General features: G+C 68.9%; 26 protein-coding genes. 13 read left to right on the plus strand and 13 right to left on the minus strand.

The genetic code is table 11. The features are described 5' to 3' along the window. Both ACXJKR_RS06445 and ACXJKR_RS06450 read left to right on the plus strand, forming a co-directional pair. Nucleotides 1–181, plus strand: a 181-nt coding sequence (locus ACXJKR_RS06445; protein ID WP_457321701.1) for a hypothetical protein, incomplete at its 5' end; no start/stop codon positions are given. 122 nt (nucleotides 182–303) lie between these two features. Continuing rightward, nucleotides 304–1,443 carry a response regulator gene (locus tag ACXJKR_RS06450; protein ID WP_457321703.1) on the plus strand — a complete coding sequence of 380 codons (1,140 nt, stop codon included), beginning with the start codon at nucleotides 304–306 and terminating at the stop codon, nucleotides 1,441–1,443. 163 nt (nucleotides 1,444–1,606) lie between these two features. Here ACXJKR_RS06450 and ACXJKR_RS06455 read toward each other — a convergent pair whose 3' ends face one another. Next, complete coding sequence (locus ACXJKR_RS06455; protein ID WP_457321704.1) at nucleotides 1,607–1,969, minus strand: winged helix-turn-helix transcriptional regulator; 363 nt, start codon at nucleotides 1,967–1,969, stop codon at nucleotides 1,607–1,609. Nucleotides 1,970–2,032: 63 nt separating this feature from the next. On the opposite strand from ACXJKR_RS06455, the gene ACXJKR_RS06460 reads away from it, so the two are divergent. The 4 genes from ACXJKR_RS06460 to ACXJKR_RS06475 all read left to right on the plus strand — a co-directional run bounded on the left by ACXJKR_RS06460 (nucleotide 2,033) and on the right by ACXJKR_RS06475 (nucleotide 4,076). Further along, entirely contained in the window at nucleotides 2,033–2,590 is a 558-nt protein-coding gene (locus ACXJKR_RS06460) for a carboxymuconolactone decarboxylase family protein (RefSeq protein ID WP_457321706.1), read from the plus strand. A gap of 63 nt (nucleotides 2,591–2,653) precedes the next feature. Beyond that, complete coding sequence (locus tag ACXJKR_RS06465) at nucleotides 2,654–3,028, plus strand: GFA family protein (protein ID WP_457321708.1); 375 nt, start codon at nucleotides 2,654–2,656, stop codon at nucleotides 3,026–3,028. A gap of 215 nt (nucleotides 3,029–3,243) precedes the next feature. Further along, entirely contained in the window at nucleotides 3,244–3,492 is a 249-nt protein-coding gene (locus tag ACXJKR_RS06470) for a hypothetical protein (RefSeq protein WP_082532847.1), read from the plus strand. A 29-nt stretch (nucleotides 3,493–3,521) separates the two neighbouring features. Next, nucleotides 3,522–4,076 carry a hypothetical protein gene (locus tag ACXJKR_RS06475; RefSeq protein ID WP_457321710.1) on the plus strand — a complete coding sequence of 185 codons (555 nt, stop codon included), beginning with the start codon at nucleotides 3,522–3,524 and terminating at the stop codon, nucleotides 4,074–4,076. Between the two features lie 36 nt (nucleotides 4,077–4,112). On the opposite strand, the gene ACXJKR_RS06480 is transcribed toward ACXJKR_RS06475, so the two are convergent. The 6 genes from ACXJKR_RS06480 to ACXJKR_RS06505 all read right to left on the minus strand — a co-directional run bounded on the left by ACXJKR_RS06480 (nucleotide 4,113) and on the right by ACXJKR_RS06505 (nucleotide 7,958). Then, nucleotides 4,113–4,505, minus strand: coding sequence for a hypothetical protein (locus ACXJKR_RS06480; RefSeq protein WP_457321712.1), 393 nt, complete (start codon nucleotides 4,503–4,505; stop codon nucleotides 4,113–4,115). A 230-nt stretch (nucleotides 4,506–4,735) separates the two neighbouring features. Then, a complete protein-coding gene (locus tag ACXJKR_RS06485; protein WP_457321714.1) occupies nucleotides 4,736–5,899 on the minus strand; it encodes a serine hydrolase domain-containing protein in 1,164 nt (387 codons plus the stop codon). A gap of 99 nt (nucleotides 5,900–5,998) precedes the next feature. Beyond that, entirely contained in the window at nucleotides 5,999–6,349 is a 351-nt protein-coding gene (locus ACXJKR_RS06490) for an RNA recognition motif domain-containing protein (RefSeq protein ID WP_457321716.1), read from the minus strand. Nucleotides 6,350–6,457: 108 nt separating this feature from the next. Next, nucleotides 6,458–6,667, minus strand: coding sequence for a hypothetical protein (locus tag ACXJKR_RS06495; protein WP_082532848.1), 210 nt, complete (start codon nucleotides 6,665–6,667; stop codon nucleotides 6,458–6,460). 170 nt (nucleotides 6,668–6,837) lie between these two features. Beyond that, nucleotides 6,838–7,551 (minus strand): glutathione S-transferase family protein, encoded by a 714-nt coding sequence (locus ACXJKR_RS06500; RefSeq protein ID WP_457321717.1) that lies wholly within the window; start codon nucleotides 7,549–7,551, stop codon nucleotides 6,838–6,840. Then, nucleotides 7,548–7,958: a DoxX family protein gene (locus tag ACXJKR_RS06505; RefSeq protein ID WP_056201006.1), complete on the minus strand. Its 411-nt coding sequence runs from the start codon at nucleotides 7,956–7,958 to the stop codon at nucleotides 7,548–7,550. The genes ACXJKR_RS06500 and ACXJKR_RS06505 overlap by 4 nt, the downstream gene beginning before the upstream one ends. Nucleotides 7,959–8,036: 78 nt before the next feature. On the opposite strand from ACXJKR_RS06505, the gene ACXJKR_RS06510 reads away from it, so the two are divergent. From ACXJKR_RS06510 to ACXJKR_RS06535, 6 genes are all read left to right on the plus strand, one after another. After that, nucleotides 8,037–8,921: a LysR family transcriptional regulator gene (locus tag ACXJKR_RS06510; RefSeq protein ID WP_056201009.1), complete on the plus strand. Its 885-nt coding sequence runs from the start codon at nucleotides 8,037–8,039 to the stop codon at nucleotides 8,919–8,921. Between the two features lie 59 nt (nucleotides 8,922–8,980). Next, nucleotides 8,981–11,176, plus strand: a complete 2,196-nt coding sequence (locus ACXJKR_RS06515) for a heavy metal translocating P-type ATPase (RefSeq protein WP_457321719.1) — start codon at nucleotides 8,981–8,983, stop codon at nucleotides 11,174–11,176. Between the two features lie 8 nt (nucleotides 11,177–11,184). Then, complete coding sequence (gene cueR / locus ACXJKR_RS06520) at nucleotides 11,185–11,595, plus strand: Cu(I)-responsive transcriptional regulator (RefSeq protein ID WP_457321738.1); 411 nt, start codon at nucleotides 11,185–11,187, stop codon at nucleotides 11,593–11,595. A gap of 45 nt (nucleotides 11,596–11,640) precedes the next feature. Then, on the plus strand, nucleotides 11,641–12,075 hold the full coding sequence (locus tag ACXJKR_RS06525; RefSeq protein ID WP_457321721.1) for a hypothetical protein: 435 nt from the start codon (nucleotides 11,641–11,643) through the stop codon (nucleotides 12,073–12,075). Next, on the plus strand, nucleotides 12,072–12,953 hold the full coding sequence (locus ACXJKR_RS06530) for a DUF2145 domain-containing protein (protein WP_457321723.1): 882 nt from the start codon (nucleotides 12,072–12,074) through the stop codon (nucleotides 12,951–12,953). The genes ACXJKR_RS06525 and ACXJKR_RS06530 overlap by 4 nt, the downstream gene beginning before the upstream one ends. A 128-nt stretch (nucleotides 12,954–13,081) precedes the next feature. Further along, nucleotides 13,082–14,419, plus strand: coding sequence for an aminotransferase class I/II-fold pyridoxal phosphate-dependent enzyme (locus ACXJKR_RS06535; RefSeq protein WP_457321725.1), 1,338 nt, complete (start codon nucleotides 13,082–13,084; stop codon nucleotides 14,417–14,419). Between the two features lie 156 nt (nucleotides 14,420–14,575). Here ACXJKR_RS06535 and ACXJKR_RS06540 read toward each other — a convergent pair whose 3' ends face one another. From ACXJKR_RS06540 to ACXJKR_RS06550, 3 genes are all read right to left on the minus strand, one after another. Next, on the minus strand, nucleotides 14,576–15,280 hold the full coding sequence (locus ACXJKR_RS06540; RefSeq protein ID WP_457321727.1) for a glutathione binding-like protein: 705 nt from the start codon (nucleotides 15,278–15,280) through the stop codon (nucleotides 14,576–14,578). A gap of 86 nt (nucleotides 15,281–15,366) precedes the next feature. After that, a complete protein-coding gene (locus ACXJKR_RS06545; RefSeq protein WP_457321729.1) occupies nucleotides 15,367–15,726 on the minus strand; it encodes an OsmC family protein in 360 nt (119 codons plus the stop codon). Between the two features lie 57 nt (nucleotides 15,727–15,783). Then, the gene (locus ACXJKR_RS06550) at nucleotides 15,784–16,158 is read right to left on the minus strand and encodes a nuclear transport factor 2 family protein (RefSeq protein WP_056201024.1); all 375 of its coding nucleotides are present in this window, start codon (nucleotides 16,156–16,158) and stop codon (nucleotides 15,784–15,786) included. 73 nt (nucleotides 16,159–16,231) lie between these two features. Here ACXJKR_RS06550 and ubiA point away from each other — a divergent pair, with 73 nt between their 5' ends. After that, nucleotides 16,232–17,146, plus strand: coding sequence for a 4-hydroxybenzoate octaprenyltransferase (ubiA, locus tag ACXJKR_RS06555; RefSeq protein WP_457321730.1), 915 nt, complete (start codon nucleotides 16,232–16,234; stop codon nucleotides 17,144–17,146). Between the two features lie 16 nt (nucleotides 17,147–17,162). Here the strand turns inward: ubiA and ACXJKR_RS06560 are convergent, their stop codons facing one another. The 3 genes from ACXJKR_RS06560 to ACXJKR_RS06570 are packed head-to-tail and all read right to left on the minus strand — an operon-like array spanning nucleotide 17,163 to nucleotide 20,372. After that, on the minus strand, nucleotides 17,163–18,200 hold the full coding sequence (locus tag ACXJKR_RS06560) for a Gfo/Idh/MocA family protein (RefSeq protein ID WP_457321732.1): 1,038 nt from the start codon (nucleotides 18,198–18,200) through the stop codon (nucleotides 17,163–17,165). Then, the gene (locus tag ACXJKR_RS06565; protein ID WP_457321734.1) at nucleotides 18,197–19,228 is read right to left on the minus strand and encodes a Gfo/Idh/MocA family protein; all 1,032 of its coding nucleotides are present in this window, start codon (nucleotides 19,226–19,228) and stop codon (nucleotides 18,197–18,199) included. Before ACXJKR_RS06565 ends, ACXJKR_RS06560 begins: the two co-directional genes overlap by 4 nt. Beyond that, entirely contained in the window at nucleotides 19,218–20,372 is a 1,155-nt protein-coding gene (locus tag ACXJKR_RS06570) for an HPP family protein (protein ID WP_457321736.1), read from the minus strand. The genes ACXJKR_RS06565 and ACXJKR_RS06570 overlap by 11 nt, the downstream gene beginning before the upstream one ends. Nucleotides 20,373–20,611 lie beyond the last annotated feature (239 nt).

Genomic DNA, 20,611 nt, shown 5'->3' on the forward strand with positions numbered 1-20,611 from the left:
GCGTCCGGCGGCGACATGRCTCACTATCCAGGCCATGGCCACGTCAGCCCGCTTCAAGTTCACCGCCACGCTCGTGGTGTCGGTGCTGGCGTGCGTCCTGACGCTTTTCGTGCCCGGCGAGGACGACGCGCCCGGCAGCGCGACCCACACTGCCGGCCTGTTGCCGCCGCCCCAGCGCTGAATTCCAGCCGCCAAGGCGTGACAAACGGCGCCACCTGGGCCTTCCTCGAAAGGCCTGTTCGCGAAGCGGACACTCACTGGCCCGATGATGTGCGACTTTGAAGTAGCGCACGTCCCCCGAAGATGAACGAGCTGTTGACCTGGCCCCTGGCCGCCGTGGCGGTCGCCGTCGTGCTGTTCCTGCTGTGGCTCGGCCGACGCCGGCAACAAAAGTCCCGTGCCGACGCCCGGCGCCGCGAAGCCGAGCGCCTCACGCTGGCACGGGCCGAATATGCGACTCGCGCCCCGCGCGTACCCGCCGAATCCGCCCGCCAGCAGGCCGACGATCAGGCCCTGCGCGAGGTCGAGGCCGCCGTGTCCCAGCGCCTGGGCCAGCAGCGTGCCGAGGAAGAACAGCTGGAGGCCGAGCGGGCACGCGTCGAGCACGAAGAAGCCCTCCGCTTCGAGGCCCAGGCCCAGCGCCTGGCAGAACAACGTGCCGAGACACAACGGCGCGAAGCCGACGAGCAGGCCGCTCGCGAGGCCGCCGAAGCCGCAGAGGCCGAACGGCTGGCGCAGGAACGCGCCGAGGCTGAGCGCCTCGCCCAGGAAGCCGCCGCTCGCGAAGCCGAAGCACGCCGCCTGGCCGACCTGAAAGCCCAACAAGAGGCCGAAGCCGAACGCCAAGCCCGCGAACAGGCCGCCCGCGAGGCTGCCGAGCTGCAACGCCTGGAGGACGAACGCGCCGCCCGAGAAGCCGAGGCCCTCAGGCTGGCCGCCGAGCAGGCCGAGGCCGAGCGCGTGGCTGCCGCCCGGCGCCGGGCGGAGGAACAGGCCGCGCGGGAAGCCGCTGAAGCTGCTGCTGCTGCTGCCGCGGCGGCCCTGGCCACCCGCGAACTGCGGGCCGACGAAACCCTCGTCCTCGTCGCCGACGATTCCAAGATCGTGCGCGTCAAGATCAGCCGCCTGCTGACCGGCCAGACCTATCGCGTCGCGCTGGCCGAGAGCGGCGAGCAGGCACTGGAGTTGATGGCCGCCGAGCTGCCGCACCTCTTGATCACCGACGTCGAGATGCCCGGCATCGACGGCTTCGAGCTGACCCGCCAGGTGCGCGCCGCCGCTGTGACGGCCGACCTGCCCGTCGTCATGATCACGTCCTCCGACGACAAGCAGGCCGAGGCCGCCGCCGCCGGTGTGACCCAGCTGCTGGGCAAGCCCTATTCGGAAGAGGCGCTGATCGCCGCCATCGAGCGAGCCCGCCTCGCCGTCCGGGTGCCGGCCTAAATGGTGTGCCCCTCGCTCAGTCTTGCGCGCTGAACGCGAGCAAGCCTGATCGGTCCCCCGTGGGGACGGCGATGCTTACGGCATCCAGCCGCAAGCACATCGCCAACGCGGGCCGGCTCGGGAGCGGCCCAGCGCTCGGCCCGAACGCCCCGACCGTTCCTGATCATCGCGGCGTCGTGTTTCGCTGCACCTCGCGCGCCCAGCGCGGCGCCCATTGCAGCAGCGGCTCGATCGCCAACAGCAGTGAGCGCCCGTGGGGCGCCAACCGATAGCCACTGCCTGCGTCATGCTCGACGAGCAGGGCCTCGCGCAACTCCGCCAGGCGCTGGTTCAGCACCGAGGCCGACAAGTCACCACAGGCGGCCTGCAGCGCTCTGAAGTTCAGGCTGGCGTCCTCGGCGCGCAGCTCCCACAGGATGCGCAGCGTCCAGCGGCGGTGGAAGAGTTCCAGCGCGGCGTTGATCGCAACCTTGCCCGAGGCGGGCGTGTCCGCCATGGCCAGCTTTGCGAGGCGTTTTGTCGTCATGCTTTGATTTTAGAAGCAAGCTCGGCTAGAGTCCGCCTACCGCAACGCTTCTAAATTCGAAGCATGAACACACACACACCCCGCATTGCCCCGCAAACCCTGCCGCTGCCGCTCGACCTGGCCGAGCGCATGAACCGCCTGCTGCCGGCTGGCATGCCGCCGCCGCAGATCTTTTTGACCGTGGCGCGCCACGGCGAGCTGTTCAAGGAGATGGTGGACACCGGCTTCCTCGGTCCCACCGGCCTGGCGGACCGCAAGCGCCTGGCACCCATGCTGCGCGAGGCCGTCATCCTGCGCACCTGTGCCATGGCACGCTGCGCCTACGAGTTCAACCTGCACGAGCAGACGATCTCGCGCCGCATGGGCCTGAGCGATGCGCAGATCGCCGACCTACGCGAGGCCAAGCCCGATGCAGCGCTGTGGACGCCCGAGCTGGCGGCCGTGTTCCAGCTGGTCGATGGTCTCGTCCAGCACCTGGACGTCGACGACGCGACCTGGGCCAGGCTGCGCCGCCATTTCGACGAGGCCGCGCTGATCGAGATCACGCAGCTGGTTGGCCACTACACCGGCGTGGCGATGCTGGCGGCCCTGGCAAGGCCGGCTCCGGACAGCTATCGATAGCTATCGCTGGGGTCTCGCCCACGCCGCCGAACGCAGCTATCGTCAGGTGCCATGGACAAGCCTATGACACCTGACCCTCTGCTCCAAGGCGCCTGCCACTGCGGCGCCGTTCGCCTTACCTTGCCCTTTGCGCCCGAGAAGGCGACGAAGTGCAATTGCTCGATCTGCCGCCGCCTTGGCGGCCTGTGGGCCTACTACGAGCTCGGCACGGTGAAGGTCGAAGGGCATCCCGAACACACGGCCGAGTACGTCTGGGGTGACAAGACGCTGCGCAATATTCGCTGCGCCCATTGCGGTTGCTCGACGCATTGGGAGCCCCTTGTCGCCGAAGCCGGTGCCCGGCACGGCGTGAACCTGAACAACTTCGAGCCACGGCTGCTGCAGGACGTGCAGGTGCGGCGGTTTGATGGGGCGGACAGCTGGACGTTCGTGGATTGATGGCTGATGCGCCTCGCGGCCACTACCGGGCATCGGTGCGGGACTGCTTCCCGCAAGGCTGGCGAAAGTGCTGGGTGTGAATGGCCCAGGTGAATGCCGTCCTTGACGCATTCTTGTCGCCCCAGCTTCGAACCCTTATGAGAACCTAATGCCGGAAGCCCTAGATTGGCATCTCCGTCACAGATGGCACACCGGCACGTGGGCCAGCATCGACCATGCCGAATAGAGCAGATGACTACTGGTTCCCAGCCAAGCGCTATGGCTGGGGCTGGGGTGTCCCGAACACCTGGCAAGGCTGGGTGGTCTTGTCCGCCTTTGCGGCGCTGCTCTCTCTGGGCGCGATCTTCCGTGGGCAGCTAGGGCATCTGTTATTCATCGCGTATACCGTCGCGGTCTGCCTGGGGCTTGTCGCCGTGTGCTGGCTCAAAGGCGAGCCACCACGCTGGCGTTGGGGCGACAGATGAATGACCGATCCTCACCTGCCATGGACTCCATGAACGAAGAAGTTCAGCGGGAGCTCTCGCCCAGTGAAAAGCCCCTCTGGTGGGGGCAGCCCCGGCAAGGCGTGGTCGTCCGCGGGTCGGATGCCTTCACCATCCCCTTTAGCTTGCTGTGGTGCGGGTTCGCGGTCTTCTGGGAAGCCTCTGCACTCAGGGCGCCAAACACGCCAGCATTCTTTGTGCTGTGGGGTATTCCGTTCGTCCTCGTCGGCGTGTACTTCGTGGTCGGCAGGTTCTTTGTCGAGGCGCGCCAGCGCGCAAATACCTACTACGCCGTTACTTCAGAGAGGGTCATCATCGTCTCGGGCGTGTTCGCGCGGAAGGTGAAATCGCTCAGCCTCCRTACGCTCACTGATCTGTCCTTGTCTGAGGCCAGGTCAGGCGAGGGCACCATCACGTTTGGTGCTCAGCATCCCATGGCGGCCATGTTCGGCGGCATGCGTGGTTGGCCTGGGGCGGAACAGAACCTTGGTCCGAGTTTTGACCTCATCCTCAATGCGAAGAGCGTGTACGAAACCATCCGCAGTGCTCAGAGCGCTGTGAGATAGGACTCCTGGCGGGCCCGTCGAGCGCAGCTGCTCATGTCAGCGCCGCAGCCCCGACCAGCTCACCTCGTTGAGAAAGCTGACGTCCAGCTTCGCGGGTGACTGCGTGCGGTCGAGCAGGAACACGCTATCGCCGCGCGCCTGCAGGATCTTGCCCATGGCCAGCGTCAGCAACACCTCGACCACCGGCAGCCGCGGATAGCTGGACGTGACCCGCACGAGGTTCTTGCCAATGCGCGTCACCGTCACGGTCACGCCACTCCTGGACGAGCCCTTGGAGTCCGAGATCACGTCGCCCTCGTACGTGCCTTCGGCGGCATCGCCCAGGTCGGGCTTGCGGCGCGGCTCATCAGCAGCAACAGCGCGCAGCGTCCAGGGCGCCAGCAGTGCGGCGGCGGCGAGACGGACGACATCGGATCGGCGCTGGGTCATGGAACTTCTCCTTCGGGACGCAAGAGCCTGATGCTAACGACGCCCTTTAGACCTCGGCCATACAGCTCAAGATCGACGACGACGAGCAGCGCATGGCCTTCTTCGAAAAGTGCGGCCCGTCTGTGCGCCAGGTGCCGCAGATCTTCATCAACGACCAGCGCGTGGGTGGCGTGACCGGGCTGCAGGCGGCGTTTTTCCAGCTGAAGATCTGAACCCTTCTCCAGCGCCTTTCAGCGCTTCACCGCCGCCAGCAGCCGGCCAATGAATTCGTTCAGGGCCGGCCCGTTGTCGATCCAGCGCACGACGGCCACGACATCGTTCTCCCAGTCGACGTAGATGATGTTCTGGCCATTGCCGCGGAAGGTCACGCTGCTCTCGGGCGCCGCAGGCAGGGCGTTGCGGCCAGTGTTGAGGAACCAGTTGCAGTAGCCGTACTCGGCGTTGTCCGGCCCGGGCTGGCGGGCCTTGGCGATCCAGTCGCGCGAAATGAGCTGGCGACCGGCCCACTCACCCTGGCGCAAGTGGAGATAGCCGAAGCGCGCCATGTCCCAGGCGTCGATGAACATGCCGCCGCCCCAGTGGCCGCCGCCGGAAACCGACTGCATGCGTTGGCCGTCCAGTTCCACCCAGCTGTTCTCGTAGCCGTGCCAGCGCCAGCGGCTGGACGCGCCAATCGGGTCCATGACCTGCTCGCGCAGCACCTCGGGCAGCGGCCGGCGCCAGACCTGCAAGGCGGCCAGGGCCAGCACGTTCACGCGCACATCGTTGTACTTGTAGTGCGTGCCCGGCTCATACAGCGGGCGGTTCGGCCAGTCCTCGGGCGTCTTGCCCACGGGGCGATCGGCCCAGTCGGGCTTGCCCCACAGCGTGCCCTGCCAATCGCTGGTCTGGCGCAGCAGGTGCTCCCAGGTGATGGGCGCGTTATGCGGCGTGGCGAACAGGTCGACACCGGGCGGCATGGCGTCGGCCACGCGCTCGTCGGTGCTCTTGATCAAACCCTGCTGCCAGGCCACGCCCACGACCGTCGACAAAAAGGTCTTGGTGATGCTGTGCGACATGTCAACGCGCCGCGTGTCGCCCCACTCGGCCACCAGCTTGCCGCGGTAGATGACCAGGCCGTTGGCTGCGGCGTGCTCGCGCGTGGGACCGATCTGGCCCCCGAAATAGGGTTCGTTCTTGCCGAAGCTCTGGGCGAGGTAGAGGGCCTGGTCGCGCGGCGCGGGGTTCTCATGCGCTTGGGCATAGGCGACGGCTTCGGCCAGCCTGGCGGCGTCGACGCCCATCGCGGCCGGCTCGGCGCGCTGCCAGTCGCCACGGGGCGGAAAGTAGGCCGGCTCGGCGGCGGCAAACGTCCAGACGAAGCTAGCGAGAAGGACAAATCGGCGGCGGCTCATCAGGCCATTGTGGCCAGAGCTTGCACCGTTCGGCCGTCTCGCGCGAGGCGAAAAAAAACCGGCTCAGAAGAGCCGGTCATTCACAGGGCGCCGCTGGGTTCAGTAGCGACCACCGCCGAAGCCGCCCGTGCCGTAGCCGACATCGGGACGCTTCGCTGCGGTGTACCCGGCTGCGCTGTAGCCGCTCGAATCCTTGTTCGCTTCGCGGGGGCGAGCCAGGCTCACGACGATGGCGCGGCCATCGACAGACATGCCGTTCAGGGCGGCAATGGCGGCCTGGGCGACGTCGGCCGAAGCCATTTCCACAAACCCGAAGCCCTTGGAACTGCCGGTTTCCCGGTCCATCATGACCTTGGCCGAGGAAACGCCGCCGAACTCGGCAAAGTTGCTTTTCAGGCTGGAATCGGTCACGGAATAGGGCAGGTTACCCACGTAAATTTTGTTGCTCATGGACGAGCCTTTCTGAGGATTGACGCATCGCGAGGATGCGGATGCGGATCTGCGAATCGGGGGTCCGCAGCGGGTGGGATGTCGGCGGGAACTGGCGGAGCCAGATCGTCAGCATCCGGGGTGGGTTGGCATGCACGCCTGCAGCCAGCCCTGGGTGACGGCGAACAGCCGGGCAGCTTCGCGTGAGGCAAAGGTCGTGTCGAAGCGGAACACACGACGGCAACTGTCGTTGCCTTGGGCCCGGTGAACCGAGAACGAGGCGCGAAAGCGGCCACAGTCGGTCGGGTGTGTCGCGGGCGAAACGACGTACTTGCCCATGGAGATGGCGTTGTTCGAAATCTTGTTCAGTCAGGGTTGCCCGGCTTGAGTCGCCCGGCGGGAGTGCTTTTTGGCTCGGTTGCCGGCCAAGAAGTGTCGAAGGTCGCGAACCGCGGCCTTTTGTGGCCGTGGACAAGCCGTCAGGAAGGCATTACCACGGCAGCCCAGGATTATATCTTTTTTTGAATATTTGGACGAATCGTTATTTCTTTTGGTATTGAATTGGTCGCGTCCGTGCATAGACGCCGTGCCAGCGCGCAGCCGCGTTCGAGCAGGAAGTCGCGCAGCCTTTGCGCATAGCCAGGCGCGACGGCCTCGCGCACCGAGGGCCGCCCTGCCAGGGCCACGCGCCAAGCCTGCACCCGCGGCAGGCCGTCGAACAGGCCCTCGGGCGGGATGACCTCGAAGTAGCGGAACACCGGGCCGAAGACCGCGTCGACCAGGCCGAAGCGCCGGCCGGCGAACCAGGGGCCGTCGCCAAGAACCGCCTCCACCTGCTCGAAGCGCAGACGCAGAGCGGCATAGGCCCGTTCCAGCGACGCATCGTCCGCCGCGCTGTAGAGCACGGCGATGCCGCTCAGCACGGCGGAGCCAAACTCCATCCAGGCCCGCTCGCGGGCCCGCGCCAGCGGGTCTTGCGGATGCAGGCGCGGCGGCCGCGTCTCGTCCAGGTATTCGCAGATGACGGCAGACTCGAAAAGCGCCTCGCGGCCAACGCACAGCACCGGCGTTTTGCCCAGCGGCGACAGGTGCAGGAACCAGTCCGGCTTGTTGGCGAGGTCCACGTCCAGGCGTTCGAAGGCCACGCTCTTCTCCTTGAGCACGATGGCGGCGCGTTGCACATAAGGGCAAAGCGCGTGGCTGATCAATGTCAGCGCAGTCATGCCGCACGCCAGGTGAACCGCTGGCTACGCTTGAGGGCGGCAGCGCCATCGCCGGCCAGCCACAGCACGACAGACATCGCGGCCAGGAAGACCGGGTACTCCCAGCCGCCGCCTGCGGCATTGAAGACCCAGCCATTGGACGCATGCACCCAGGCCGCGCCCAGCAGGATGGGTGTGAGGGCCAGCGCGAGCTGGCGCGGGTAGACGCCGAGCAGCAGCAGTGCGCCGCCGATGGCCTCGGCCGCGAACACCACGTAGGCCAGCGCGCCCGGCAGACCCTGGCCGACGAAGAACTGCGCCGTGCCCGGCAAGGTGAAGACAAATAGCTTCAGCCCCGCATGGGCGAGGTACATGAAGCCGAGGGACAGGCGCAGCAACAGCAGGCCGAGTGAGGTCGAGGGTGCCATGGAGATCTCCAGGGATTGTTGAGATGCAACCAATGTAGGTAGGCATCTGGCGCATGAAAATACGCAACCAAGCCAACTCTGATTGCAGCTATGCAATACGAACTCGCCCCCACCGACCTCGCCCTGGTGCTGGCCCTGCACCGCGCGGGCACGCTGGCCGCGGCCGGCGAGCGGCTGGGCGTCAACGCGTCGACCGTGTTCCGGATGCTGCAGCGCCTGGAGCGCGGATTGGGCCAGGCGCTGTTCGAGCGCGGCCGGCGCGGCTACAAGGCCGGCGAGCTGGCACGCACCCTGGCCGCCCAGGCGGAGCAGGTGGAAGCCGCGCTGGAAGCGGCCCGCGCCGCCGCCCAGGCCCAGCCCGGCCAGGCCGCCGGTACCGTGCGCCTGACGACGACCGACACGCTGCTGCACGGCCTGCTCGCACCGGCGTTGGCGGCCCTGCACCAGGCGCAGCCCCGGCTGCAGTTCGAGCTGCACACCGGCAACGAGCTGGCGAGCCTGACGCGGCGTGATGCCGACATCGCACTGCGCGCCACCAGCAAACCGCCGCCCCACCTGATCGGCCGCCGTATCGGCCCCATCCGCGTCGCCCTCTATGCGGCACGCTCAAGCCCCATCAAGCACTGGGACCAGGTCGAGGCCGGCGACGCGGCCTGGGTCGCACCCGACGACGGCCTGCCCGAGCACCCCTCGGTGCGCTGGCGACAGAAGCACTTCCCGGCGCTGCAGCCGGCGTTTCGCACCGGCAGCGTGCAGAGCGTGGCTGAGCTGGTGGCGCAGGGCCTGGGCGTGGGCGTGCTGCCCCTCTTCCTGGCCGAGCCGAAGCGAGAACTGCGCCGGCTGACCGAGCCGCTGGACGAGGCCGAGACCGATCTCTGGCTGCTGACCCACCCCGAGACTCGCCATCTGCAGCGTGTGCAGACGGTCTGGAGCCACCTGGCCGAGGCGCTGGTGCTGGATTGAGCCGCGTCAAAGCAGAAAGCGCTTGACCTTGCCATGATGGGAAGCTTGACGATACCGGCATGAACAGCACCACCGCCCCCGCCACCGCACTGAACGACGTGACGCTGCAGGTCAGCGGCATGAGCTGCGCGTCCTGCGTGCGCCGCGTCGAAAAGGCCCTGCAGGCCGTGCCTGGCGTGCTGCGGGCCAGCGTCAACCTGGCGACCGAAAAGGCCAGCATCCAGGCCCTGCCCAATGTGCCCGTCGCTGCGCTGATGGCGGCCCTGGGCAAGGCAGGCTACCCGGCCACCCTCGTCGAGGCCTGCGCGCCGCCCGCGCCCGAAGCCCATGGCGGCCTGCCCGCCTGGTGGCCGGTCGCGTTGGGCGCCTTGCTGAGCCTGCCGCTGATGCTGCCCATGCTGCTGGGCGTGGTGCTGCCCGGCTGGCTGCAACTGCTGCTGGCCACGCCGGTGCAGTTCGTGCTCGGCGCGCGCTTCTACCGCGCGGGCTGGGGCGCGCTGCGGGCCGGCAGCGGCAATATGGACCTGCTGGTGGCCCTCGGCACTTCGGCGGCCTACGGCCTGTCGGTCTATCTGCTGCTGCGCCATCCCGGCCATGCGCATCTCTACTTCGAAGCCTCGGCCGCAGTCATCACGCTGGTGCTGCTCGGCAAGTTCCTCGAGCAACGCGCCAAGCGCCAGACGACGGACGCCATCCGCGCACTGAATGCGCTGCGGCCCGCGACCGCGCGCGTGCTGCGCGGCGATACCGAAACGGAGGTGCCGGTGGCCGAGGTCCGCGTCGGCGACCTCGTTGCCGTGCGCCCCGGCGACCGCATCCCGGTGGACGGCGAGATCGCCACGGGCCACAGCCACGTGGACGAATCGCTGATCACCGGCGAGAGCCTGCCGGTGGCCAAGTCGCCGGGCGAGCGCGTGACCGGCGGGGCCATCAATGCCGAAGGCGCGCTGACCGTGCGCACCACCGCCATCGGCGCCGAGACGACGCTGGCGCGCATCATCCGCATGGTCGAGTCGGCACAGGCGGCCAAAGCGCCCATCCAGCGCGTCGTCGACCGCGTCAGCGCCGTCTTCGTGCCGGTCGTGCTGGCCCTCGCGGCGCTGACCTTTGCGGGCTGGCTCATGCACTCGGGCAACGCCGAGCAGGCCCTGGTCAACGCGGTGGCCGTCCTCGTCATCGCCTGCCCCTGCGCCCTGGGCCTGGCCACGCCGACGACGCTGATGGCCGGTACCGGCGTCGCGGCGCGCCAGGGCATCCTGATCAAGGACGCCGAAGCGCTGGAGCTGGCGCACGCCGTCACCATCGTCGCCTTCGACAAGACGGGCACGCTGACGGTGGGCCAGCCGACGCTGACCGCCGCCCTGCCTGCCGAAGGCATACACCGCGAGGAACTGCTGCAACTCGCCGCCGCGCTGCAGCGCACCAGCAGCCACCCGCTGGCCCTGGCCGTGCTCGCCGYGGCCCAGGGCTTGGCGGCGCTGGCGGTCGAAGGCGCACAGGCGCTGCCGGGCCGTGGTGTCGAGGGCGTCGTCCAGGGTCGCAGGGTCGCCCTTGGCAGCGCGCGGCTGGCGCAGGAACTGGGTGTCGACGGCGGCGCGCTGGCCGGCGAGGCGCGGCGGCTGGAGGCCGAGGGCCAGACAGTCTCCTGGCTGGTCGAAGGCGGCACCGAGCAGCGCCTGCTCGGCCTGCTGGCCTTTGGCGACCGCGTCAAGGACACGGCAGCCGAGGCCGTCGCCCAGTTGCAGGCCCGTGGCATCCGCACCGTCATGCTGACCGGTGACAGCCACGGCGCGGCGGCCGGCGTCGCGCAGGCCCTCGGCATCACCGAGGTCCACGCCGAAGTGCTGCCCGCCGACAAGGCTGCGGTCGTGCAGCAGCTGCGCGAGGGCGGCGCAGTCGTCGCCTTTGTCGGTGACGGCATCAACGACGCGCCGGCGCTGGCGGCAGCGTCGGTCGGCTTTGCGATGGCCGGCGGTGCCGACGTGGCCACCGAAGCGGCCGGTGTCACGCTGATGCGCGGCGACCCGCGCCTCGTCGCCGACGCACTGGATGTGTCGCGCCGCACCTACGCCAAGATCCGCCAGGGCCTGTTCTGGGCCTTTGCCTACAACGTCGTCGGCATCCCGCTCGCGGCCTTTGGGTTGCTCAGCCCCGTCATCGCCGGCGCGGCCATGGCCTTCAGCAGCGTCAGCGTCGTCGCCAATGCCCTGACGCTCAAGCGCTGGCGCGGCACGGCGATGCAGGAGCGGCGATGAACATCGGCATGAACATTGGTGCTGCCGCCCAGGCCTCGGGCGTGTCGGCCAAGATGATCCGGCACTACGAAAGCATCGGCCTATTCGCTCAACCGGTGCGCAGCGACTCCGGCTACCGCATCTATGGCGAGCGCGAGGTTCATTTGCTGCGCTTCATCCGCCACTCGCGCGACCTCGGCTTCTCGCTGGCGCAGATCCGCGCACTGCTCGGCCTTTGGCAGGACCGGGATCGGCCCAGCCGTGAAGTTCGCGCGCTGGCGCAGGAACACCTGGCCGAGGTGGACATCAAGCTTGCCGAGCTGCAGGCCGTGAAGGAGACACTGCAGCAGCTCGTGCAAAGCTGCCACGGCGACGAGCGGCCCGACTGCCCCATCCTCGACACGCTGGAGGCCGGCTCCGAGGCGTTAACAAAGCGCTGACGCATCCGCGCTATCGTTGGCCATTTCCACCAACGCGAGCCCACGATGCGCCTCATCCTTCTCGCCGCCCTGGCCCTGGCCGCACAGGCTGCCCACGCCTCGTCCACCACCGCCTCTTCGGCCGCCGATGCCGGCTCGTCCGCGTCGGGCAGCGTGTCGGACTCCTTCAAGGGATCGTCCAACAGCAGCAGCGGCGACGAACGCCGCGCCGAAGGCCGCTACCGCGTCACCGAGGTGGCACGGGCGGACACCGCCGGCAAGCTGCGCCTGAAGCTGGAGCGCGACGGCGCCGCGCCCGTCGAGCTGACGCTGCCCCAGCAGGCGCTGGCGGCGCGGGCCGTCAACGTCGGCGACGAGGTGCRGGCCACGCCCCAGGCCTACGGCGTCGCCTTCGCGCATGCCGACACCGGCACCGCCTTCTTCCTCGTGCTGGAAGACGCCTGGCAACGCGAGCTGGCGACTCGCGTCGTCAAGCCTTGATCCGAACCGCCGTCACGGCCGCGCTGCTGCTGACGGCGGCCATCGCCGAGGCTGGCCTACCGCCCCGGGGCTGCGATTCCAAGCACGACATCACGGCCGCGCAGCAGGACAGGCTGCTGCGCTTCGCGGCCGTCGTCCGCCAGGCGCTGGCCGAGTCGGGCAGCCCGGCCGCGCTGATCTCGCGCTCGGGCACCGATCTGTCGCGCTTCGGTCTGCGCTACTCCCATGCCGGCATCGCGCTGGCCGACGGTCTGGATACGCCCTGGGCCGTGCGCCAGCTCTACTACGCCTGTGCCGAAGGCGCGCCCCGGCTCTTCGACCAGGGCCTGGCCGGCTTCATCTCGGGCAGCGACGATGCCGACGTGGGCTATGTGAGCCTGCTGCTGCTGCCGGCCGAGGCCGCCGCGCCGCTGGCCGCCACGGCACTGGACAAGCCCGTAGCGCTGGGCCTACTGAACGCCAACTACAGCGCCAATGCCTATCCCTTCAGCACGCAATACCAGAACTGCAACCAGTGGGTGGCCGAGTTGCTCGCCGCCGCCGTGGGTGGCACCCATGCGCGAGCGGACGCCCAGGCCTGGCTGCAACGCGAGGGCTATGCGCCAGAGCCTGTACGGGTTTCCGGCTGGCTGCTGATGGCCGGCCACTTCATGCCCTGGCTGCATTTCGACGACCAGCCCCGGGAGCAGCTGCGCGCCAGCGCCGTGAAGACCAGCCTGCCCGACAGCCTCGAAGCCTTCGCGCTGCAGCGCTGGCCCACGGCGCGGCGCATCGAGTTCTGCCATGGGCCGCAGGGCGTCGTGCAACGCGAGGGCGGCGCCGCGCTGGCGGCGGACTGTGTGCCGCAGGCGGGCGACCGCGTCATGGCCTTGAAATGAATCCGCCAGCAGAACCGACACCCCTTTGCGTGGGGAGCTGACCAGACCCACCAAAAATGAGGATGCGTAGCGCACCCGCGCTGCGCACAGTCCGCCCCCACAACAACGAGTTTCTTTTGGGGGCCGCAATGGACGAACTGATGGAACGGGCCGTGGAGACCACGGCGAGGGAGGACTTCACCGACGGGGCCGAGCTGCGCGGCTCGTCCTTCGACTACCTGACGCAACCCGGCGCCGACCTGGCCGCCAAGGCCCAGGCCTTCCACGCCTGGGCCGAGAACCGCGTGGCGCACGGTGTCTTTCCGTACGCCAAGCGCCTGGGCGGGCGGCCGGGCGCCACCGCCGAGCTGACGCTGCTGGATGGTCAGCGCCATGCGGGGCTGAATTTCTCGTCGCAGGAGTATTTGTCGCTGGCCCGCCACCCCAGGATCTGCGCCGCGGCCCAGGCGGCCATGGAGCGCTATGGCGTGCACAGCGCCGGCTCCACCGCGCTGGCCGGCAATGTCGAGGAGGCGACCCTCCTGGAAGCGGAACTCGGCGAGCTGCTGCGCATGCCCGAGGTGCTGCTGTTCCCGACGGGTTGGGCCGCGGGCTTCGGAGCCATCAAGGGCCTGGTGCGCGAGGCCGACCACATCATCATCGACCAGCTCGCCCACAACTGCCTGCACGAGGGCGCGCGGGCGGCGACGCCCAACGTCCATCTGCACCGCCATCTGGACGTCGACCATGTCGAGCGCCTGCTCAAGCGTGTGCGCCAGCGCGACCCGCACAACGGCATCCTCGTCGTCACCGAGGGCTGCTTCTCGATGGACGCCGACTCGCCCGACATCCGCCGGCTGCAGTCGCTGGCGCATGAGCATGGCGCACTGCTGATGGTGGACGTGGCGCACGACCTGGGCTGCATGGGGCCCGGCGGCGGCGGGCAGCTCGAGCTGCAGGGCGTGCTGGGCCAGGTGGACCTGGTGATGGGGTCGTTCTCCAAGACCTTCGCATCCAACGGCGGCTTTGTGGCCACCCATGACCGCGCGATCAAGGAGTACCTGCGCTTCTATGCCGCACCCAACACCTTCTCCAACGCGCTGTCACCGGTGCAGGTGGCCATCATTCGCGCCTGCCTGGCCATCGTGCGCTCCAACGAAGGCGTGGAGCGGCGTGACCGGCTGATGCGCGCCATCCTGGGTCTGCGCGGCGCGCTGACCGAGCAGGGCATCACCGTGCTGGGACATCCATCGCCGATCGTGCCGGTCATGCTGGGGCATGACGCGCTGGCCCGCGTGGCCAGCCGCGAGATGAGCCAGGCCGGGCTTTTGGCCAACCTCGTCGAGTACCCGGCCGTGTCGCTGAACAGCGCCCGGCTGCGCATGCAGGTCATGGCCGACCACACGCCCGCCCTGGCCCAAACGGCGGCCCGCATCGTCGCCGACTCACTGCAGCGCGCCCGTGACCTGACCGGCCACGCGAACTGAAGCCCCTCGTCCAGCCTTGCTGAGCTGCACGCCAGCAAGTCTGACCGGTCCCCCGAGGGGACGGCGATGCTTGCCGGGTTGACCGGCAAGCACATCGCCATGGCGGGCCGGCTYGGGARCGGCCCAGCGCTCGGCCCGAATGCGAAATGCGGAAGACTAGTCCCGTGCCGGGATCTTGAGGCCGCGCTGCACTGCGGGACGAGCCAGGAAGGCCTGGAGCACGCGCTTGACTTCGTTGAAGTCGTCGAAGCCCACCAGATCGCCAGCGCCGTAGAAGCCAACCAGGTTGTTGACCCAGGGCCAGGTGGCGATGTCGGCGATCGTGTATTCGTCGCCGACCAGCCAGTCGCGGCCTTTCAGGTGCACGTCCAGCACGTTGAGCAGGCGCTTGGCCTCGGCGATGTAGCGGTCGCGCGGGCGCTTGTCCTCGTAGTCCTTGCCGGCGAACTTGTGGAAGAAGCCGACCTGGCCAAACATCGGCCCGATGCCGCCCATCTGGAACATCAGCCACTGGAGGGCCTCGTAACGCCGGGCGGGGTCGGCGGGCAAGAGCTGGCCGGTCTTGTCGGCCAGGTAGATCAGGATGGCGCCGCTCTCGAACAGCGGCAGCGGCGCACCGCCGGGGCCGTTGGGATCGATGATGGCGGGGATCTTGTTGTTCGGGTTCAGCGACATGAACTCGGGGCTGAGCTGGTCGTTGGTGTCGAACTTGACCAGATGCGGCTCATAGGCCAGACCGATCTCCTCCAGCGCGATGGCCACCTTGACGCCATTGGGCGTGGGCAGGGAATAGAGCTGCAGGCGCTCGGGGTGCGCGGCGGGCCATTTCTTCGTGATGGGGAAGCGGCTGAGGTCGGTCATGGCGAGTGGTGAAATGAGTTCGCAGTGACTTTAGAGGCGCCAGGCATGGCCCTGCGTCAGACGGGGCATCGCACTTGGTGCAGCTCTCAGGTTTCTTCGGGCCAGGGCAGGCGGCGGACCATGGAACTGGCTCGCAGCGTGTTGTGCACCTCGGCCACGGCATCCGTCTCGGCCAGCAGCTGCTCGATCTGCTCGGGCGAAGCCGGCGAGACAAGGCGGGCGCGGTACTGGATGTCGCGCGCGGCGAGGCCAATGCCGTCGAACTCGGCGCTCGCTTCGACCTCCACCTCGGTCAGCTCGATCTGCAGCCGCACGGCTTCGCGGTAGAGGTCGTTGCAATAGCAGCTGGCGAGAGCCAGCATCAGGAACTCACCACCGTTGACGGCTGAGCCACCGCCCGCACGACCCTCTGTGGCCAGGGACTTGGCCTGACCCGCCGTGTTCACCTGGACCGCATGCGACGTTGTCGTATTCCTGAGCCGAGCCGAGATTTGCATAGTGCCCTAGTACCGTTCCACATGCTTGGACGCCCGCGGCCCCGGTTCATAGGGGTCGGGCCAATAGTCGGTCACGCGCAGGATGAGGCCGTCCTTCAGGTCGAAGAGGGTCAGGCCCATCATCGGCGGCGCGCTGCTGATGAAGCTGATCTGCGTCATCGCGCTGCCGTGGTCGGCAATGCAACGCAGCACCTCGACCCGCCAGGGCTGGGGCCAGGTCGCGAAGAAGTCCACATAGCCCGGCGGGCTGCGGATGCGCTCGCGGCTCTGCGGCGCCTCGTAGGTCATTTCGGGATGCAACAAACGGCCCAGGCCCGCCCAGTCCTGGGCATTGGCGAGCTGCCAGTGCAGCAGCACGAGGTCGCGGGTGGCAAGGCTCATCGCAGAAACCTCCCAATGCAATCCGACGACTATGCAGCAAACCAGCGCCCCCGCGCGGCGTGAAAATGCCCCCATGTCGACCACCGCCCCCGCCGCCCCAGGTCCCTCGCAGCCGTCGCGGCTCGCGCTCTACCTGCAGCTGATCCGCTGGGACCGCCCCGCCGGCTGGCTGCTGCTGCTGTGGCCGACGCTGTCGGCGCTGTGGATCGCGGCGGATGGCTGGCCGGGCTGGCATCTGCTGGCCGTCTTCACCCTCGGCACGGTGTTGATGCGCTCGGCGGGCTGCTGCGTCAACGACGTGGCCGACCGCGATTTCGACCGTCATGTGCAGCGCACCGCCGCGCGGCCGGTGACGACGGGTGCGGTGTCGGTGAAGGAGGCCTTGATCCTCGGCGCGGTGCTGTCCCTGGTGTCCTTCGGCCTGGTGCTGACGACCAACCCGCCCACCATCCTGCTGAGCTTCGCGGCCCTGGCCGTGGCCATCGCCTACCCGTTCGCCAAGCGTGTGCTGGCCATGCCGCAGGCGGTGCTGGGCGTGGCCTTCTCCTTCGGCATCCCGATGGCCTTTGCCGCAGCCCTGGGCGGCATGGAATGGAACCTGCGCGCGGTGCCGCTGTCGGCCTGGGCCCTGCTCGTGGCCAACCTGTTCTGGGTGCTGGCCTATGACACCGAATACGCGATGGTGGACCGTGATGACGACCTGAAGATCGGCCTGCGCTCATCGGCCATCGCGCTGGGCCGTTGGGACGTGCCCGGCATCATGATCTTCTACGCCGCCTACCTGGCCATGTGGGCGGGCCTGGGCCTGCGCCTGGGCCTCGGGCGCTGGTTCCTGCTCGGCATCGCAGTGGCCGCAGCCCAGGCGCTGTGGCACTACAAGCTGATCCACCGGCGCGGCCGCGCGGGCTGCTTCACGGCCTTCCGGTCCAACCACTGGCTGGGCTTCGCGGTCTTTGCCGGCACTGCGGTGGACCTGGCCCTGCGTTGACCTTGGAGGTGAGGCCTCAGGCCGCCTGCGGGAAGCGGGCTCGGATCGCGTCCATCCAGCCCAGCAGGGCCAGCGTCTCGGCGTGGGGCATGCGCGAGCTCTCGCCCAGGCCGGCGCGAATGCAAGCCTGGGCCTCGGCAATCTCACCCTCGAAGCCGTTGAGCACGAAGGGGGCTTCGACGCGCCTGGCCGGCGACTGGTGCGCATCGAGTTCGACGACTTCGGCACTCGAGAAACCCTGCGGAAAGCGCAGCGCCGCCCGGCTGCCCAGCACCTCGAAGGCATTCGCCGAGGCGGCGTCAAAGCCACATCGGAACTGCGACGTGACACCGCCGGGGAAGTGCAGGGTCACGTTGACGGCCGCGTCCACGCCGGTGGGCGCCATCTTGGCCTGCACGTCCATGGCGACAGGCTCGGGGCAGATACCGCCATTCATCTGCTGCAGCACCCAACGCGTCACGGCGAGGTTGTAGATGCCGATGTCCCACAGCGCGCCGCCGGCCAGTGCCGGGTTCCACAGCCGGTGCTGGGGGTCGTAGTCGGCCGCGAAGCAGAAGCTCGATTGCATGGCGCGCAGCTCGCCGATGGCACCCTCGCGCAGCCAGCGGCCGGCAACGTCATAGGCCGGCAGGAAACGCGTACGCAGCGCCTCCATCAGGAAGACGCCCTGCCTGCGCGCGAGCTCCACCAGGGCCTGGCCCTCGGCGCGCGTCGTCACCAGCGGCTTCTCGCACAGCACGGCCTTGCCGGCTTCCAGCGCCGCACGGATGCATTCGCCATGGTGGGAATGGGGTGTGGCGATGTAGACGGCGTCGATGGACGCGTCGGCCAGCAGCTCGGGCAGCGCCGTTGTCACGCGCGCCGGCGCCTCGCCTTCGCGCCGCCATTGCGCGGCATAGGCCTGGCCCTTGGCCGCGTCGCGCGCGAACACGGCGGCGAGGCGAGCGCCGGGTACGGCGGCCAAGGCAGCGGCAAAGTGGTTGGCGATGCCGCCGGGGCCGACCACGGCCCAGCGGAAGATGTCGTTGTCGCCGGCCACCGCTGAGGGCTTCAAGCCTTGTTGACGCCGCCAGGGAAGCGGGCGCGGATGGCATCCATCCAGCCCAGCAAGCCCAGGGTCTCCGCATGCGGCATGCGCGGGCTCTCTACCAAGCCCTGACGGATGCAGGCTTGCGCCTCGGCGATCTCGCCCTCGAAGCCGTTGATGACGAACGGCGTCGCGACACGCTCAGCCGGCGCCTTGCGCGTGACGAGCTCGACCGCCTCGGCCTGCCAGAAATCGACCGGGAAGCGCAGGCCCGCTTTCGACCCCAGGGCCTCGAAGGCGTTGACCGAGGCGGCGTCGAAGCCGCAGCGGAACTGCGAGGTGACGCCGCCGGGAAAGTGCAGCGTCACGTTGACGGCCGCGTCCACCCCGGTCGGCGCGATCTTGGCCTGCACGTCGATGGACTCGGGCTCGGGGCAGATGCCGCCGTTCATCTGCTGCAGCACCCAGCGCGTCACGGCCAGGTTGTAGATGCCGATGTCCCACAGCGAGCCGCCGGCCAGGGCCGGGTTCCACTGGCGGTGCAGCGGGTCGTAGACGGAGGCGAAGCAAAAGCTCGACTGCATCGCGCGAAGCTCGCCAATGGCACCGTCGCGCAGCATGCGGCCGGCGAGGTCGTAGGCGGGCAGGAAGCGGGTCCACAGCGCCTCCATCAGGAAGACGCCCTTGGCGCGCGCCAGGTCGATGAGGGTCTGGCCTTCGGCGCGCGTCGTCACCAGCGGCTTCTCGCACAGCACGGCCTTGCCGGCCTCCAGCGCAGCGCGGACGTATTCGCCGTGGTTGGAGTGAGGCGTGGCGATGTAGACGGCGTCGATGGCGGCGTCTGATAGCAGGTCTGGCAGCGCTGTCGTCACATGCGCCGGCGCTTCGCCTTCGCGTTGCCATTGCCGGGCATAGGCTTCGCCCTTGACGGCGTCGCGTGCGAACACGGTGGCAAGGCGGGCACCGGGCACTGCGGCCAAGGCGCCGGCAAAGCGGTTGGCAATGCCGCCGGGGCCGATGACGCCCCAGCGGAAGATGTCGTTGTCATGGGCCATGGCTGAGCGCTTTCACGAGGTCGGATTGCGTGAGGATGCCGACGAGCCTGGCTTGCTCGCCGACGATGGGAATATGGTGGTGGCCAGTGGCCGAGAACAGCGGCACCAGTTCCGCGATGGGCCGCTCGGCGCTGGCCACGCGAACCTGGCGGCTCATGATCTGGCCGACGACCTCGGGCTTGGCCGAATGCGTCGCCGGAGACGGCTTCAGCAGCGTCTGCAACCGGCCAGCCAGGCCCTCGCGCTGCTGGCCTTCAGCCGCACGCATGAAGTCGGCGCGCGTGACGATGCCGACGATGCGCTGCACCCGGTCGACGACCGGCAGCGCCTTGATGCTGTGCTGCTGCAGCAGCGCCCAGGCCTCGGCCAGCGGCGTGCCGAACTCGACCGTGAAGACGGGCGTGGACATGATGTCGGCGCAGCGCAGGCCACCCAGGCGGTTGCGATAGCTCAGCAGCTCGGCCTCGTGCAGCAGGTTGGCGAGGTCGTCGCGCGGCACGTCCAGCACCTGGTTGTAGCGGGCCAGCACGGCATTGAGTTCGGCGTCGCCGAAGCGCGGCGGTGCGACGCTCGCGCCCGCCGGGGCCGGGGCGGCCGGCTGCACATGCTGGGCATGGGGATAGCGGCGGCCGGTGAGACTGTTGTAGGCCATGCCGGCCAGCACCAGCAGCAGGGAGTTCAGCGCTACCGGCACGAAGGCGAAATGCCAGTCGTGCGTGGCGGTCAGCACCATCAACAGGCTGGCCGCGCCGCCGGGCGGATGCAGGCAGCGCAGCAGGAACATCGAACCAATGGCCAGGGCCACCGCAACCGCGGCGACGCCCGCCGGCGGCAGCGGCAGCCACGCCATGCAGGCAATGCCGACCAGGGCCGACACCGTGTTGCCGCCGACGACGGCCCAGGGCTGGGCCAGCGGGCTGGCCGGCACCCCGAAGACGAGCACGGCGCTGGCGCCCAGCGGCGCGACCAGCCAGGGCAGGCCAGAGCCCATCGCGGCGCGGCTCAGCAGGCCGGCCAACAACAGGCCGAGGCCGGCGCCGAGCACGACGCGCAGGCGCTCTCGCGCGTTGACAGCCTGCGGCGCAGGCCGCAGCGCATTCAACAAGGCGAGGACACGGTCGGACAGGGAGACGGCGGTGGACATCGGCGGCGGCAGGGCTGAGTAGCTGCGCCGCCGATTGTGTCCGCCGCCGGCGCCCGCGCCGGTTCAAACAGGTTTCATGGAGCCCCTCGCCCGGTCTTGCAGACCGCGCCGCGGCAGTGCCGCGGCCCTTCGGCAGGCGCATCACGCCCACTGGGCGTGATGTGTCCGGCCTCAGCCCCCGGGGGGRCGGCGATGCTTGCGGCATCGAGCCGCAAGCACATCGCCAACGCGGGCCGGCT

The sequence above is a fragment of the Roseateles sp. P5_E11 genome (assembly GCF_054049355.1).